This window comes from Paenibacillus sp. OAS669, assembly GCF_014873645.1.
Lineage (GTDB): Bacteria > Bacillota > Bacilli > Paenibacillales > NBRC-103111 > Paenibacillus_S > Paenibacillus_S vulneris.
Genome location: NZ_JADBDR010000004.1, coordinates 436,084 through 451,782, shown reverse-complemented (window position 1 = coordinate 451,782; position 15,699 = coordinate 436,084). Strand labels below are relative to the sequence as shown.

At 47.4% G+C, this 15,699-nt stretch carries 15 protein-coding genes, 3 tRNA genes and 1 rRNA gene; 14 read left to right on the top strand and 5 right to left on the bottom strand.

What is annotated here, in order from left to right:
* The 4 genes from GGC63_RS12475 to GGC63_RS12460 form a co-directional block, all read left to right on the top strand.
* Positions 1-97, top strand: a 23S ribosomal RNA gene (locus GGC63_RS12475); the annotation flags it as partial.
* A 134-nt stretch (positions 98-231) separates the two neighbouring features.
* Positions 232-317 (top strand) — tRNA-Leu (locus GGC63_RS12470).
* 9 nt (positions 318-326) lie between these two features.
* Positions 327-411 (top strand) — tRNA-Leu (locus GGC63_RS12465).
* Between the two features lie 6 nt (positions 412-417).
* Positions 418-494, top strand: a tRNA-Arg gene (locus GGC63_RS12460).
* 91 nt (positions 495-585) lie between these two features.
* Here GGC63_RS12460 and GGC63_RS12455 read toward each other — a convergent pair.
* Positions 586-792: a hypothetical protein gene (locus GGC63_RS12455; protein WP_192702603.1), complete on the bottom strand. Its 207-nt coding sequence runs from the start codon at positions 790-792 to the stop codon at positions 586-588.
* A 70-nt stretch (positions 793-862) separates the two neighbouring features.
* Complete coding sequence (locus tag GGC63_RS12450) at positions 863-1,045, bottom strand: hypothetical protein (RefSeq protein WP_192702602.1); 183 nt, start codon at positions 1,043-1,045, stop codon at positions 863-865.
* 279 nt (positions 1,046-1,324) lie between these two features.
* On the opposite strand from GGC63_RS12450, the gene GGC63_RS12445 reads away from it, so the two are divergent.
* The 6 genes from GGC63_RS12445 to fumC all read left to right on the top strand — a co-directional run bounded on the left by GGC63_RS12445 (position 1,325) and on the right by fumC (position 9,374).
* Entirely contained in the window at positions 1,325-3,523 is a 2,199-nt protein-coding gene (locus GGC63_RS12445; protein ID WP_192702601.1) for a PAS domain S-box protein, read from the top strand.
* Between the two features lie 58 nt (positions 3,524-3,581).
* Positions 3,582-4,511, top strand: coding sequence for an aldo/keto reductase (locus tag GGC63_RS12440; RefSeq protein ID WP_079911901.1), 930 nt, complete (start codon positions 3,582-3,584; stop codon positions 4,509-4,511).
* 412 nt (positions 4,512-4,923) lie between these two features.
* Positions 4,924-5,865: a PRD domain-containing protein gene (locus tag GGC63_RS12435; protein WP_318781040.1), complete on the top strand. Its 942-nt coding sequence runs from the start codon at positions 4,924-4,926 to the stop codon at positions 5,863-5,865.
* 30 nt (positions 5,866-5,895) lie between these two features.
* Positions 5,896-6,402, top strand: coding sequence for a PTS glucose transporter subunit IIA (locus GGC63_RS12430; RefSeq protein WP_079911900.1), 507 nt, complete (start codon positions 5,896-5,898; stop codon positions 6,400-6,402).
* Positions 6,403-6,436: 34 nt separating this feature from the next.
* Complete coding sequence (locus GGC63_RS12425; RefSeq protein WP_192702600.1) at positions 6,437-7,891, top strand: PTS transporter subunit EIIC; 1,455 nt, start codon at positions 6,437-6,439, stop codon at positions 7,889-7,891.
* A gap of 94 nt (positions 7,892-7,985) precedes the next feature.
* Positions 7,986-9,374 (top strand): class II fumarate hydratase, encoded by a 1,389-nt coding sequence (gene fumC / locus GGC63_RS12420; protein ID WP_192702599.1) that lies wholly within the window; start codon positions 7,986-7,988, stop codon positions 9,372-9,374.
* A 71-nt stretch (positions 9,375-9,445) separates the two neighbouring features.
* Here fumC and GGC63_RS12415 read toward each other — a convergent pair whose 3' ends face one another.
* Positions 9,446-10,267 (bottom strand): AraC family transcriptional regulator, encoded by an 822-nt coding sequence (locus GGC63_RS12415; RefSeq protein ID WP_192702598.1) that lies wholly within the window; start codon positions 10,265-10,267, stop codon positions 9,446-9,448.
* Between the two features lie 295 nt (positions 10,268-10,562).
* On the opposite strand from GGC63_RS12415, the gene GGC63_RS12410 reads away from it, so the two are divergent.
* Positions 10,563-11,246 (top strand): rhamnogalacturonan acetylesterase, encoded by a 684-nt coding sequence (locus tag GGC63_RS12410; protein WP_192702597.1) that lies wholly within the window; start codon positions 10,563-10,565, stop codon positions 11,244-11,246.
* A gap of 49 nt (positions 11,247-11,295) precedes the next feature.
* Complete coding sequence (locus GGC63_RS12405) at positions 11,296-11,928, top strand: NUDIX hydrolase (protein ID WP_192702596.1); 633 nt, start codon at positions 11,296-11,298, stop codon at positions 11,926-11,928.
* Between the two features lie 79 nt (positions 11,929-12,007).
* Here GGC63_RS12405 and GGC63_RS12400 read toward each other — a convergent pair whose 3' ends face one another.
* Positions 12,008-12,268, bottom strand: a complete 261-nt coding sequence (locus GGC63_RS12400; protein ID WP_192702595.1) for a YpbS family protein — start codon at positions 12,266-12,268, stop codon at positions 12,008-12,010.
* A 112-nt stretch (positions 12,269-12,380) separates the two neighbouring features.
* Positions 12,381-13,247, bottom strand: coding sequence for a LysR family transcriptional regulator (locus tag GGC63_RS12395; RefSeq protein WP_192702594.1), 867 nt, complete (start codon positions 13,245-13,247; stop codon positions 12,381-12,383).
* Positions 13,248-13,489: 242 nt separating this feature from the next.
* On the opposite strand from GGC63_RS12395, the gene GGC63_RS12390 reads away from it, so the two are divergent.
* Positions 13,490-14,146, top strand: a complete 657-nt coding sequence (locus GGC63_RS12390; RefSeq protein WP_192702593.1) for an NADPH-dependent F420 reductase — start codon at positions 13,490-13,492, stop codon at positions 14,144-14,146.
* 348 nt (positions 14,147-14,494) lie between these two features.
* Positions 14,495-15,688, top strand: a complete 1,194-nt coding sequence (locus tag GGC63_RS12385; RefSeq protein ID WP_192702592.1) for an ornithine--oxo-acid transaminase — start codon at positions 14,495-14,497, stop codon at positions 15,686-15,688.
* The last annotated feature ends 11 nt before the right edge of the window (positions 15,689-15,699 follow it).

The following is a 15,699-nucleotide window of genomic DNA, read 5'->3' as shown; positions in this document are numbered from 1 at the left end:
GTAAGACCCCTTGAAGACGACGAGGTAGATAGGTTCGGGGTGGAAGCACGGCAACGTGTGGAGCTGACGAATACTAATCGGTCGAGGGCTTAACCAATTATCTGCCATACGAAGTATGGTCAGAGAGCTGCGATGCGTAAGCGTCGCAGGCCCCGAAACACAAATTGCTCAAAAACACGCATGCATTTCGTATCTAGTTTTCAAGGTGCAAGCCATCTTGAAATAGAATATGCGGTTGTGGTGGAATGGCAGACACGCTATCTTGAGGGGGTAGTGGGCGTAAGCTCGTGGAGGTTCGAGTCCTCTCAACCGCACCATATCACTTTGCAGTCGTGGCGGAATTGGCAGACGCGCACGGTTCAGGTCCGTGTGGGCTAACCCCCCGTGGAGGTTCGAGTCCTCTCGACTGCATTTTATGTGCCCTTAGCTCAGCTGGATAGAGCGTTTGACTACGAATCAAAAGGTCGGGAGTTCGAATCTCTCAGGGCACGCCATTTAACTGTTCGTACCTGGCATAATAACCTCTATATAAAGAAACCTGTGATTGGAATGATTCCTCACAGGTTTCTTTGCGTTTCTTAATATTCACTGGTAATCAGACTCTTCCTCATTTACCGCAGAGGAGGCCGCATTTGCATTCTCCGTATTGCTTTGCAGCAAAGAAGAAAGCTCTTGGACTTGCTGCTGCTCTTGTTCATTTTCTGCATTAGCTTGAGCCGCATTAATACCATGTTGAATGGCATTATTGTTGTTTTCAGCCACAGGGATCACCTCCTCGCTTTTATCATCCATAGTATTCCACCAATGTCATGAGGACATGCATTAGCACGAGGAATAGAATGTAATTTTCTTTGAAAGAAGATTACGGTTGATTGCTGTTGCCGCTTTGCAAATGCATAGTTCCGCTCTCCAGCTGAACGTTTCCGTCGCTTGTCCCAGCATTATATACATCACTTAGCTGCTCTTGAGTTATTTCTTGCCCTTCCAAGCGGGAAGCTTGGGACTGACTTTGTTTATTCTGCGTGGAAGCCGATTTAGTCTCCATAAACTGACAACCTTTCTTTTTGGACTGGACCAATTGCCTTTTTAATGTGTCACAGAATGGGTTAAATATACTCGAAGCTTGTTTTTTGGGCAGGTCCATCCGATGGATTGTGCGATAGTTGTCGAGCGATTATAGAATTAAATATGAGGATATAAGAAGGAAAAGCTCATTATTTGAAGAACATTAGTAATACTGTCGAAAAAATAATCGGATATGAGGTACATTGCCATGTGCGAATCGCAGCAGAAAGTACGAAATAGAGCTGGGAATCATAATTGGTTGGAAACATCCTTGCATGTGAATGACGCATTATTCCGTGTTGCTTTTGATTATGCTGCAACGGGAATGGCCTTAAACGATCTAAGTGGAAAATGGCATAAGGTCAATAAAGCATTATGTGGAATTACAGGCTATTCTGAACAAGAGCTGCTTTCGACGGACTATCAAAGCCTGACACATCCGGAAGATCTGGAAGTCAACATCGACTACATGACACGTTTGCTTTCCGGAGAACGGGAAAGCTTTCAAATAGAGAAGCGTTTTTTACATAAAACAGGAAGAGTAATCTGGATTTTGCTTCATGTCTCTCTAGTCCGCGACCCTGAAGGTGAACCTATGTATACGATTTCACAAATTCAGGATATCAGTCCGCGGAAGCAGCTAGAGCAGAAATATCGTTCCCTTATTGAATATAATCCAGCTGGCATATTTTCATTGGACCTAGACGGTAAGATCGATGGGATCAATCCGGCAATGGAAAAAATAATCGGATACGAAGCACAAGAGCTGCTGCATACCTCGTTCAAATCGCTGATCGCAGAGGAAGAGGAGCATCTCCTCATATTGCAAAACGTGCTGGAAAACGATCAATACAATCATGAAATCACACTGACGCATAAGCAAGGCCATCAAGTATATTTGGGGGCAAAGGATGTTCCTATCATTGTGGATGGACGGATCGTCGGATTTTACATCATCGCCAGGGATATTACGGAGCATAAGAAAACCAAAGAATCGCTGCGGTTGGTGCAGCAGGACTTACAGGATGTCGTAAAGAAGCAGCAGGGAATGACGTTCAAATTCAAAATGATCGATGGCAAGTTCATTCACACCTTGTGCGACGGAGAACTGGTCTATCGTCTCGGCTTCAAACCTGAGCATATTGTAGGCTGTGAGCTGAAAGATATCTTACCGCTGGAGATTGCCTTAAATAAGGAGGAATATTATAAACGCGCTTGGGAAGGGGAGGAGCATGTCCTATATGAGGGAATGCTGAACCAGATTCCCTACTTGGCTTCACTTAGACCCATCAAGCGGGATGGACAAGTAGTCGAGGTTATTGCTTCCTGTATCGATATTACCGAACGCAAGCAAACCGAGGAGGATTTGCGGGCGACCAAGGAGATGCTGGAATCCTTTATTTCAAACACATCGGATGCGATTGAAGTTATAGACTTGGATGGCCATGTTTTGCAAATTAACAATGCTTTCGAAAAAATTTATGGCTGGACTTGCGAGGAGATTATAGGCGAGAAGCTGCCGCTGATTCCAGAAGAACGTGTAGACGAATTATATGACATAGTGAATCAGCTGTTATCCGGCAAAGAGATTACGGACTACGAAACGATTCGACTGCACAAAGATGGAACGGTACTTCAGGTTAGTCTAACCATTTCGCCGATCAAGGATGCAGATGGGGTCACTATCGCGATAGCAGGGATATCCAGAGACATTACCGAGCGCAAAAAGACGGAAGAGCTATTAAGAAAATCGGATAGGCTTGCTGTCGTTGGGCAGCTGGCTGCGGGACTCGCACACGAAATCCGTAATCCGCTGACTTCGTTAAAAGGCTTTTTGCAGCTGATGTATGAGAAAGGGCCGAATCAGCAGCGTTACTACGATATTATGAGCAGCGAGCTGAATCGGATCAATTTTATAGTCAGCGAATTTCTGATTATAGCCAAGCCGCAGGTGATCGAGTTTAATATGAAATCACTGAAGCAGATCATTCAAACGGTGATTCAGTTGATCGAGCCCGAGGCCACCATGAACAATGTGCAAATTTCGGTACAGATGCCTAAGAAGGATCCGATTATGATATGCTGTTCGGAATTTCAGATCAAGCAAGTGTTTATCAATTTATTAAAAAATGCCATTGAAGCCATGCCAAACGGCGGCGAAATTCAGATGGAGATCCGTCATGATGAGCACGAAGTTCATATCCGTATTGTAGATAACGGCCATGGCATTCCTCAGGAACGTCTGGCGTTCCTCGGTGAACCGTTCTATACAACGAAGGAGAAAGGCACCGGACTTGGGCTTATGATGTGCTACAAAATTATTGAGACTCATCAAGGGACCATTCAAATTGAGAGCCAGATTAATGCGGGCACGGAGGTCAATATGACGCTTCCGAAATCATTGAAATGCTCGAATGACCATTCTATGAGGCTGACAGCTTATTCAAGCAACACTTGATCCTGTCGACGAATCATGGTATGACTGGGTATGTACAACTTTTGGAGGAGGAATTCAATTGAAATTTTTACCATTAGGCAAAAGCGGTTTGGAAGTATCAAGAGTCACGTTCGGCTGCTGGGAGCTGGGCGGAGGGCCATGGGAGTTTACAAGCGACGAAAATAATATCAAAGCGCTTCAGGCTGCTTTTGAAATGGGGATAACCACCTTTGATACTGCGGAAGGCTACGGCTCCGGTCACTCGGAGGAAATTGTGGGCAGCGCTCTTCTTGGGATCAGAGAGCAGTGCGTCCTTTCCACCAAAGTCAGCCGCGCTAATCTGGCGCCAGCCGATGTTCGCCGTTCCGCAGAAGCCAGTCTGCAGCGATTGAAAACCGACTACATCGATATTTATTATATCCATTGGCCCAGCTTTGACATTCCGGTTTCCGAGACCTTAGGGGAGTTCAACAAGTTGAAGGAGGAAGGCTTGATCCGCGCCATCGGAGTATCGAACTTTTCTCTGGAGCAATTGGAGGAAGCGTCCCGCTACGCGCAAATCGATGTCATACAGCCGGAGTACAGCCTGCTGCACCGGTCGATAGAGCAGGACCTTATACCTTATTGCAAGGCAAACAGCATTGCTATTATGAGCTACAGCTCGATTGCCAAAGGTATACTGACAGGAGCATTTCATTCGGGGAAGAAAAAGCTGGATGCAAACGATTTCCGCAGTACGCGGCGGTTATTTTTGCCCGAGCATTTGAAAAAAGAGGAAGAGCTCATACAGCTGTTAAAGGAGATTGCCGACTCGAGAGGGAAGGCCATTTCGCAAATTGCCATTAGCTGGCTGCTGCATCAAGAAGGCTTGACTACGGCTATCGTCGGCTCTCAAAGCATCGCCCATATGAAAGAAAATATTGATGCTGTAGATATCGAGCTGAACTCGGATGAGTTAAATGCGCTTGATTCCGTAAGCAAGAAAGTCATCGCCAGTATCGACGCCTAGTATGGACGGGAGCTCTTCCAAAAATGTACCATTAAACCAGCAACCTGTTTCTGTTGCCATAACATATACGTGGTGCCCTAAAACAATGAAAGCCCTACCTCTCTTTCATCCTTGCGGCTCCGAAGACCGCGCCAGTGTGAATCAGTAACACAACAACAAATTCTTTAGGGTTAATTGGAATTTGAAATGTTGAATGGGTGGAGGTACAACGAAAAACTAACGGAGATTTAACGTTTCGAGGTTACCTTGCAATGATACATTTGATAATGATAACATAATTTTCTTACTTTTGCAAAGGAAATGAAAGACATTTTTGATTGACTGCAGCGCTTTCTTTATTATAAGATTACATTAAGTGAATAAATGAGGCGTGTTACCTTGCGAAAAGGGCATGAGCCGAGGAGAGTTTTCTATGCAGATAGAAAAACTTTTCTTGGCTCTTTTTTCTTTTATTGTATATAGTATCCATATGGACAAAATAGGCGGTGATTCGTCAGTGAAGCCAGAGAACAACCATCGCATCGAGAGAGTAATCGGAAATAATGTGATTTTGGTCAAGGAGCTGGGTACAGACAGAGAGTATGTATGGCTGGGCAAAGGAATCGGCTTTGGTACTAAAGCTTCCGAGTTCATTGACGCCAAGGATCCAAGAATTGAAAAAAGGTACCGGTTGGACGATAGAGATCAGTTGACACAATACCATTCCTTTCTGGAAGGGATTGATCCGGAGGTGATAGGTATTTCGGAAACGATTATTGCACAGATCGAGACCCATTTTTCAACCCCGGTGAACCATAAGGTGTATTTCGCCTTGCCGAGTCATATTCAATTTGCCATACACCGCCTACGCAATGGAATGGATATCGTGAATCCTTTTTTGTATGAAACGAAAATGTTTTTTCCTATGGAATATAAGATTGCCCAGCAAGCCGCGGAGCTTATCAGCAAGCAATTTCAGATTAACATCCCGGATGATGAAGTCGGCTTCCTCACTTATCACGTGCATTCGGCTGTAACGAATGTTCCGGTAGGACAGCTGGTCAAGTTCTCCAGCCTGATCAATGAAATGGTGGAAACGATTGAACATTTCAGGTCCATTCGCATCCCAAAGGAAAGCATGGACTATGTAAGGCTTGTTACTCATCTACGGTTTTCGCTAGAGCGTGTGACCCAAAAGAAAGTGGTCAGCAATCCGTTCCTTAAGCAAATGAAAAAGCAGTATAAAGAGGAATATCGATTAGCCCTGGAGCTGGCAGAGGTGATGAAGGATCATCTTCAGACGGAAATTCCAGAGGATGAGGTAGGCTTCTTGGTCATGCATTTGAATCGGTTATTTCAGGTTTATACATCATGAGGCAGGTCTAAAACAACAAGGGGGATCCGCATGTTTACTCACTGGCTTACCAACAAGACGAAGTACCAGGCTTTGGACATCAACTCACCATTAACCGGGAAATCGGTTCCCCTTGATAGGGTTCCTGATAAAGCTTTTGCCAGTAAACAGATGGGAGAAGGCCTAGCTATTGTTCCTGCGGAAGGGGTCCTTGTTGCCCCTTTTGACGGCGTGGTGGCTTATCTGATCCAATCCAAGCATGCTCTCATATTGGAACATGAATCGGGGCTGCAGCTGCTGATCCATATCGGAATGAATACAGTAGCTCTAAAAGGAGAAGGGTTCCAATCGCTTATATCCAACGGCGAAACGGTCTTGGCCGGACAACCATTGATTACATTTGATTTGAGCTATTTGAGGGAAGCCGGCTATGAGCCCATTACACCCATAGTGATTGTAAACGATATGCTTTCAGCTGAGGTCTCCTGCTCCTATAAAGAGGTCCATGCTGGCGAGCCTTACATGATGCGTGTAGTATGGCAGAGCACGATTTCATAGGCAGATGTGTTTAGAGAAAAAGGGGTTGACTTGAATGCTCGCTTCTTTACAAAAAATCGGAAAGGCGCTCATGCTGCCGGTTGCAACACTCCCTGCTGCGGCTTTGCTGCGAAGGTTCGGTGCAATTGATTATATCCATGATTTTCACCTGGGAGATAACATCGGCGGGTTTCTGAACCAGTATGTTGCCCCATTCCTTCAAGCCGGCGGTTCAGCCATCTTTGATTATTTGCCTCTGCTGTTTGCAGTGGGCATTACGATCGGTTTAATCGGCGACGCTGCGGCAACATTGGCGGCAGTGATTGCTTATCAGGTACTGGTAACGGTCCTCAGCAAGATGCCGGTAGCGTTTCCCGAATTCATAGGAAAAGATGAAAAGCTGGATATGGGCGTTATCGGAGGGATTATTGCCGGAGTCATTGCATCCTATTTATTTAAAAAATACCATGCGATCAAGCTTCCCGAATGGCTTGGTTTTTTTGGCGGGAAACGATTTGTACCGATCATAACATCGCTTACGATGGTTCTTGTCGGCATTATCCTTGGCTTGCTATGGGGACCTGTACAGCACGGGCTTGATTCGTTCGGACGATGGTTTACCGATTTGGGAAGTGTAGGGGCGTTTATTTTTGGGACGGCGAACCGTCTGCTGATTCCATTCGGTTTACATCATGTAATCAATTCCATTGCCTGGTTCCAAATCGGGGATTATACGAATGCGTCAGGTCAAATCGTCCATGGGGATCTGTACCGGTTTTTTAGCGGAGACCGGACGGCGGGTCAATTCATGACAGGCTTTTTCCCTATTATGATGTTCGCGCTGCCAGCGGGAGCTCTGGCCATTATTCATTGTGCGAAGCCGGATAAAAGAAAGCTGATCTCTTCTGCATTTATCGGAATCACCTTGACGTCTGTTTTGACAGGCATTACGGAGCCTCTTGAATTCGCTTTCATGTTTGCGGCGCCTGGATTATATGTGATCCACGCTATTATGACTGGCTTATCAGGAGCTATTGTTGAATCCATGGGGATTAAGCTCGGGTTCGGCTTCTCGGCTGGTCTTATTGATTATGTATTGAATTATCCACTGGCGACGCATCCATTGATGATCATTCCGATCGGTTTAGGCTTCAGTGTCGTATATTATGTCTTATTTCGAGTGCTTATTTTGAAATTTAACCTGAAAACGCCCGGACGAGAGGAAGAGGAGCCTTCATCCGCTGCTGCAGGCTATATGTCTCCGAGGCAGCGTACGCGGGATAAGGCACAGCGTGTACTGGCAGCCATTGGCGGAGCCGGGAATGTCGGCGGGGTGGATGCGTGTATTACCCGTTTGAGGCTCGTGCTCACAGATGATAATCTTGTCGATGACAAGGAGCTTAAGGGGCTTGGCGCTTCCGGTGTTATGCGGCTTGGCCAAGGCGCTGTTCAGATCATATTCGGCACGCAATCCGATCAATTGAAGGATGAAATCAAAAAGCTGCTCTAAGCTCTATGAGGAACGAAGTTCATATTCTATAATGGTTAGAATATCCCTGAAAATGGGTAAAATACCATGGTAGAAACAGGAGGTGCATTTCGTTATGAAATATAGAGTGGAAAGAGATACGATGGGTGAGATTCAAGTCCCCATAGATAAATTATGGGGAGCACAAACCCAGCGCAGCAGCGAAAATTTTAAAATCGGTTCGGAGCGAATGCCGCTGAGGGTGATTCAGGCGTTCGCCATCTTGAAAAAAGCGGCGGCACGGGTGAATCTTCAGCTGGGCAAGCTGGACAAGGAGAAGGCGGAAGCAATCGTTACCGCGGCTGATGAAATCCTGGCAGAGAAATGGGATGACCAATTTCCTCTTGTTGTATGGCAAACGGGCAGCGGGACGCAGTCCAATATGAACGTCAATGAAGTTATAGCCCACAGGGCCAACCAGCTGCTTGAAGCGGCGGGGAAACCGGCAAAGGTTCATCAAAACGATGACGTAAACAAATCGCAAAGCTCGAACGATACGTTTCCGACGGCATTGCATATCGCGGGGGTATTGGCGGTGGAGAACCAGCTGCTGCCTGCGCTCAAGACGCTGAAAGAAACGCTTCGAGGCAAGATGGAAGCATTCGCTGATATTATTAAAATCGGCCGGACCCACTTGCAGGATGCTACTCCCTTGACACTGGGGCAAGAGATTAGCGGTTGGTGGGCCATGCTGGAGAAGACGGAGCGAATGATTCGAGAAAGCGTCCATACGATGAAGGAACTCGCAATAGGAGGAACGGCGGTAGGGACAGGGCTTAACGCTCATCCGCAGTTCGGGGAGAAGGTAGCGGAGGAAATTAGTAAGGAGACGGGCAAGGAGTTCGTATCCGCCCCTAACAAATTTCATGCTTTGACGAGTCATGATCAGGTCGTCTACGTTCATGGAGCTATGAAAGCATTGGCAGCCGACCTGATGAAAATCGCCAATGATGTTCGTTGGCTTGCCAGCGGTCCGCGCTGCGGAATCGGAGAAATCACTATTCCGGAGAATGAGCCAGGCAGCTCGATTATGCCGGGTAAAGTGAATCCGACTCAGAGCGAAGCTATGACGATGGTGGCATGTCAGGTGATGGGCAACGATGCAGTCATAGGCTTTGCGGCCAGTCAAGGGAATTTTGAGCTCAACGTATTTAAGCCGGTGATTATTCACAATTTCCTTCAATCCGCTCAGCTGCTATCGGACACGATGCTGTCCTTTAATGACCATTGTGCGGTGGGTATTGAGCCTAACCGTGACGTCATTGATAAATATGTAAGGGAATCCCTCATGCTTGTCACTGCACTCAATCCGCATATCGGCTACGAGAAAGCGGCGATAATCGCCAAGACGGCGCACCATGAGAAGCTCACGCTAAAAGAAGCTGCCGTCCGAAGCGGCTTCTTGACAGGGGAGCAATTCGATGAATATGTGCGGCCGGAGCAAATGGTGACGCCAAATGCATAAATAGGGATTATTATTAAGAGAACCTGTCCGGCGGATACCGGACAGGTTCTTGTGTTTGATCCCCAAAGCAGCTATTTGTAATATTTCCTGTACTCTAACGGTGTCATGCCTTCATGCTGCTTAAACACGGCGCAGAAATAGCTGGGAGCCTGAAATCCGACTCTCGAGCCGATGTCCGCTACGGAGAGCTCTTCCTGATCGAGCAGCAGTTCCTTTGCCTTTTGCAAACGTAAACGAATTAAATACATGACCGGGCTCATTTGTAATGACTGCTTGAACAAACGGCATAAATATTGCGGTGATACCCGGATGATCTCGGCCAATTGGTCTAGGGAAATATCCTCGGACAAATGAGCTTCAATATGGGAAAGTACAGGCTGCAGACGATGATAGGTCGAGCTGCTAGTCTCATAATGCTCCTGATTGACGCTGCGGCTAAGCTCAATTAAAAAGCTGTAAAGCTTTCCCGAGGAGAGAAGCCCGCTGTCGGGATGGTTAGATAACGCTGATACGTAAATATCATTTATCAATCTATCGAGGAGCTGCAGATTTATATGTTTGAACACTTGAGAGCTATGAAGTCCGGTCTGCTGAAGAAAGCTGCCGACTGCATGCCCTGAAAAGGCAACCCAATGGGTTTCCCACGGCTCCTCGACTGCTGAGTAGACATAAGAGCTCTCGGGATAGAGAAGCAAGCCTGATTGCTCCGTCAGGGAATGCTCGACTCCATTCAAAAGAAGCTTACCGGCTCCTCGAATCGTATGAAGCCAAACATAATGGGGATAACCATGCAGCCGCCGGATCGGAGTTTGATTGACCATGCCCCCAACAGAATATACATAAAAAGGAAGCTGTTTCTCGGAGGTGATAATTGGAAGCACGAATTTATTCATACTTGCCCCCCAGTAGGTTTCAGAAATTGATATAAGTTCAAAAAATTAAGCTTGTTATGTCTATTATAAAACCTTAATCTATAAAAGAAAAGCAATAGGAGACAGCTCCCGTCATTCATTAAAATAATATCATTCTGCAATCGGCTTGCTCCTGGGTGGCTGGATGGAAGGATAATGTTTCACCATCAGCTCCTATGAGGGGATATCGTTGGCATCATATTTTACCAGGTGGCGCGCCAGGATGACCGCAAGAAAAAGCTGAGAGAAGCATAAGACGATATGGAGGATAAGGACAATGACAGCAGAAGCAGTGAAAAAGCAAGTCACCATTTATTTAGCCGGTGATTCCACGGTACAAACCTATAATGAAAGCTCAGCCCCCCAAGCAGGCTGGGGACAATATATCGCAGAATATTTCAGTGAGGACGTCCGCTTTGTGAATAAAGCCATAGGCGGCAGGAGCTCTAAATCTTTCGTTGCGGAAGGGAGACTAGCCGCGATAGGGGAAGAAATTCAGCCCGACGATTATTTGTTCATTCAGATGGGTCATAACGATGCCACGGTTAGCAAACCGGAGAGATACACGGAACCGTTCACAGAATATAAGCATTATTTGGGCATGTATATCACCGGCGCCAGAGAACGGCAAGCAATCCCTCTGCTTATCACCCCGGTAGGAAGGCTGCATTATGAGGAAGGACGATTTCTGAATGATTTTGAAGATTATTGCACAGCCATGAAGCAATTAGCAGAAGAAGAGCAGGTACCTGTTCTTGATCTGATGACATTGAGCCTTAAGTATTTCACCGACCTCGGATATGAGAAGGCCAAAGAATTGTTTATGATTTCCCATAACGGGACAGACTGCACTCATTTTAACGAGAAGGGTGCACAAGCTGTAGCAAGACTGGTCTCTCAAGCCATTAAACATATGAAGATGGAGCTGTCGGATTATGTGACGCTTACCCCGTACTCCTGATTTCTGGTAAACTAAGCTGTAAACATAGGAGACAAGGGGCAGGATATGGATGAAGCAGGATTTGGAGACATTTGACATCTTTGATAGGGAAATGAAGCTTATTGGCACGGCCACCCGGCGCAAGGCTCATGAGCAAGGCTTATGGCACCAAACATTTCAATGCTGGATCCTGTCTAAGCAGGAGGATGAGTGGTTTCTGTTATTTCAAATGAGGCATCCGGATAAAGATACGTTCCCCAACCTGCTTGACATCTCATGTGCCGGACATTTGCTAGCCGGGGAACAGGTGGAAGACGGCGTTAGGGAGTTAGAGGAAGAGCTTGGGATTCAGGTCGAATTTAAGGAGCTCCATTCCTGCGGAATCTATCAGGAGGAACAGTTGCTCGACGGAGGAAAGACCGATAGGGAGTTTTGCCACGTATTTGTACTGAAGGACGATAGACCGCTTCATGCCTATCGGCTTCAAGAGGACGAAGTAACCGGGTTATATCGGGTTCGTCTGGCGGATGTGAGGAGGATTTCCCATGTCCAGCTGGATGCTCCTATTCGCGCACACGGAATGGAGCCTGATAGTAACGGCCTGTTAAGGGATGTCGAGCGCACGTTTGATGCAGGGGACTTTGTTCCGCATGGAAAAGACTATTTTAGACTGGTAATGGATACCATCGAGACCTTGATATAATATAAAAAAAGCTTAGTACCGGATAAAAATCGCTTTTTATGCCGGTGCCAAAGCTTTTTTTATTCATAAGCGATAGTGCCTAGCGTCCTGACCGCTTGACGAAGTCTCTGACCATATCCACGGTAACATAGGGCCGTGTGGGGGAGATGCCATGCTTCGCATGCTCATTAATTCGTGCCGTACAGGCATTAATCTCGTCAACGGTAAACGGCTGACCGGATGCACAAAGGTTCAGGGCGCGATCGATAGCAGCTTCTCGCTGCTCGTCCAATACTTGAAATTGTTCAAGATGGGAATGCATTTTGCGGGTGTGTGCGGTTATTGCTTCGTGTACGCTCATAAGTACAAGCTCCTTTTGCTTCTGATGCTAGTTATGATACTACGTGATAAGGGTATACGGCAAGTAAGGGAGCCTAGTAATCTAGAACAATCGGACCGTGATCCTTATCCAGTTAAGGCTTGAGGTAAGCCGCCAGCAAACGTCCTTTGTCTGCCGCAGTGCGGGCCGTAGTCAATGCAATCACCCGTACCATTCCCTCATCCGCAATTGGAACGGCCGCCAGGGAAGCGGAAGCGAGATTGCGTGCAGCCATTTCGGGTAAGACGGTAATACCGGCTCCTGTAGCCACATAGCCAAGGATGAACTCGTTAAAGCCGACCTCGGTTTTGACAGAGAGACCAAAGCCAGATTGCTCCATTTGCTCTGTAAGTGTCTGTCGGATCCTGCATTCCGGTGTATGCAAAATGAATGGCTCCTTACTTAATTCGGCAAGGGAGACCGAAGTTCGTTGTGAGAAAGGATGTTCCTTATAGACTATAGCAACATAAGGCTCCGAGAATAACGTGTGCTCCCAGGTTGAAGAGACTCCCTCCGGGAGTCGTTCACATACAATGGCATCGAGTTCCCCTGCCTGGAGCCGGCTATATAGCTCGGATGATGTATTCATCACACGGAGATCGAGCTGCAGCTGTGCGGCTTCCATAGCATATACCTTCTCTGGCATATAGCCGGAGGCTAAGGTAGGCAGGGTGCCGAGCGTAAGTTGACGGATGCTTTGCTGGTTCCATTGGCCCATTTCGGAACGAATGGCAGACAGCTCTTGATAGAGAGGCTGTAGACGCTCCAGAAGATGCTTGCCTGCCTCCGTTAACTCAACACCGGTGTTTGACCTGTGAAAGAGAGCGACTCCATAATAGGCTTCCATGGCTCGCAGCTGTTTGCTGAGTGCCGGGTGGGTCAGATGAAGCTTCTCGCTTGCTTTGGAAATGCTGTTCCATCTGGCAGTCTCCAGAAAGCTTCTTATATATTCGATATTCAAGGCATCACCTGATTTCTAGCGGGTATGATCTTCAGCATACCAGAGAGGTCGAAGGCTGCCAAGCTGCCATTCGGATCTAAAGGTGAACGATAATCGTTACGGATCCGGTACCGTCTGCAGCTTCAGAAGAGACCATGTTCGCAGGCTGAAACTTTTGGTAACATCAGTGCAACCAATCGGAAATTCACAGGCAGCCTATCTTCGTTTATTCTGTCCTTACGACAGATGAAGGAGATGATGGCATGAAGGCAAGTATTATCGGAACAGGCCGTATGGGACAAGGGCTGGCTAAGGTGCTCTCTCCGGTTATACCTGATCTATTGTGGGCCTCGCGATCGAAGGAAAAGGTCAGCAGACTGATGGAAGAGGGAGGCTACGAAGCTCTGGGCGTTAAAGCCGCTTCACATGAAGAAGCACTTCAGTCTGATATCATCTTCCACAGCCTCTGGTTCAGGGATGTGATTTCCTGGGCAGTAAAGCATAGGGACTGTCTATCGGGCAAAATCCTGGTCGATCTGTGCAATCCCTTCACAGACGATTTCAGCGATTTCACGACTGACTGGGGAACATCGGCAGCAGAAGAGCTTCAGCGGGTCATACCGCAATGCTATGTTGTCGGGGCCTTCAAAAACACCTTCTTCAAAGTATTGGAACAACCGTTCCACCATAACGAACGGAGCGATGTGTACGTAACCGGGGACGATCAGCAAGCCAAGGAAACTATCATGCGGCTGCTTCACGGCATTCCCTTTCGAATACTGGACGGCGGGAACCTGAGCAATAACCGGACGATCGAGCGAATGACGTTATTCGAAAGGGAATTAGCCATTCGATACGGTCATTATCCTTATGTATCGTTCAAGCTTTTCGGGATGGAAGAGCAGGTGGACTCTATTTAAACCAATTCAACCCACCACAGAGATCAGGGAGGTGCTATCAAGCCCCATATTGATTTCTTACAGGAGCAGGCTTTCCGGGATATCCGGGGGCCTGCTTTTGCATGGGGAGCTGTTGGATGCTATGAATCAATCATACCCAGAACAAATGTTCTATTTGTACAAAACGGAGCATGCGCCCAACCCAAATGCATAGGCTAATCATAAGATAGATATACAAACGTGTCTGCTTAATATTATCAGAAAATTCAAATATTTATCCTGAGCCTCGAAGTAAGCGAAGCTGGAAAACGGATTGCATACCGGTTCATACCATCAAGAGGATCCGCGAAGTGAGGTGAAACTTGTCCAATGAGAAGAACTCAGGAAATGATACGAAAATCGGAAAGGTTCGGAGCCCATAATTATCATCCGCTTCCTATTGTTATCGCGCAGGCCGAAGGCGTGTGGGTCCGGGATGTGGCGGGCAAACGATATATGGATATGCTGAGCGGCTATTCAGCTTTAAACCAGGGGCACCGCCATCCGAGAATTATTCAAGCGCTCAAGGATCAAGCCGATAAAGTGACGCTGACCTCGAGAGCGTTCTACAATGAGCGGATGGGAGACCTGCTGGAGCTGCTGTCCGGGATTACCGGCAAGGAAGCGTTCCTGCCGATGAATACCGGAGCCGAAGCAGTTGAAACGGCGATCAAGCTGGCCCGCAGGTGGGCATACCGAGTGAAGCAGGTCCCGGACGACGAGGCGGAAATCATCGTTTGCGATAACAATTTTCACGGCAGAACGGTGACGACGACATCATGCTCCAGCACATCGGAATATCGGCAGCATTTCGGCCCCTTTACTCCGGGCATCCGGGTAATTCCATTTGACGATACCGAGGCTTTGGAGCAGGCGATAAGTCCCAGGACGGCTGCTTTTTTGGTAGAACCGATCCAAGGTGAAGCGGGAATCCGCATTCCCCGTGACGGCTTTTTGCGGAGTGCGGCCGATCTATGCGCCAAGCATCAGGTGTTGTTTATAGCGGATGAGATTCAATCGGGTCTGGGCCGTTCAGGGCAATGGTTTGCGGCCGATTGGGAGGCTGTCATTCCCGAAGTGTATATATTGGGGAAAGCGTTAGGCGGGGGCGTACTCCCCGTATCCGGGGTTGCCGCGAACCGTGATCTGATGGATGTATTTGACCCAGGCTCACACGGATCAACTTTCGGAGGAAATCCGCTGGCTTGCGCCGTAGCGATAGCTTCGCTTAAGGTGCTTCAGGAGGAGCAGCTTATTCAGCGTTCCAGAGAGCTCGGCGACTATTTCCTGGAAAGGCTGAGGCAAGAGCTTCACTCATCCAGGGTCAAAGATATCCGGGGCAGGGGGCTGTTCATCGGCATTGAGCTGTCTGTCGCGGCACGTCCTTATTGTGAAAGACTGATGAACTTAGGCATGCTGGCCAAGGAAACACACCATTTTACAATCCGGTTAGCGCCGCCCCTCATCATCACCAAGGAACAGATAGACTGGGCATTAGAGAAGATCAAAGCGGTTTTGAATTGATCTCAAGGGAG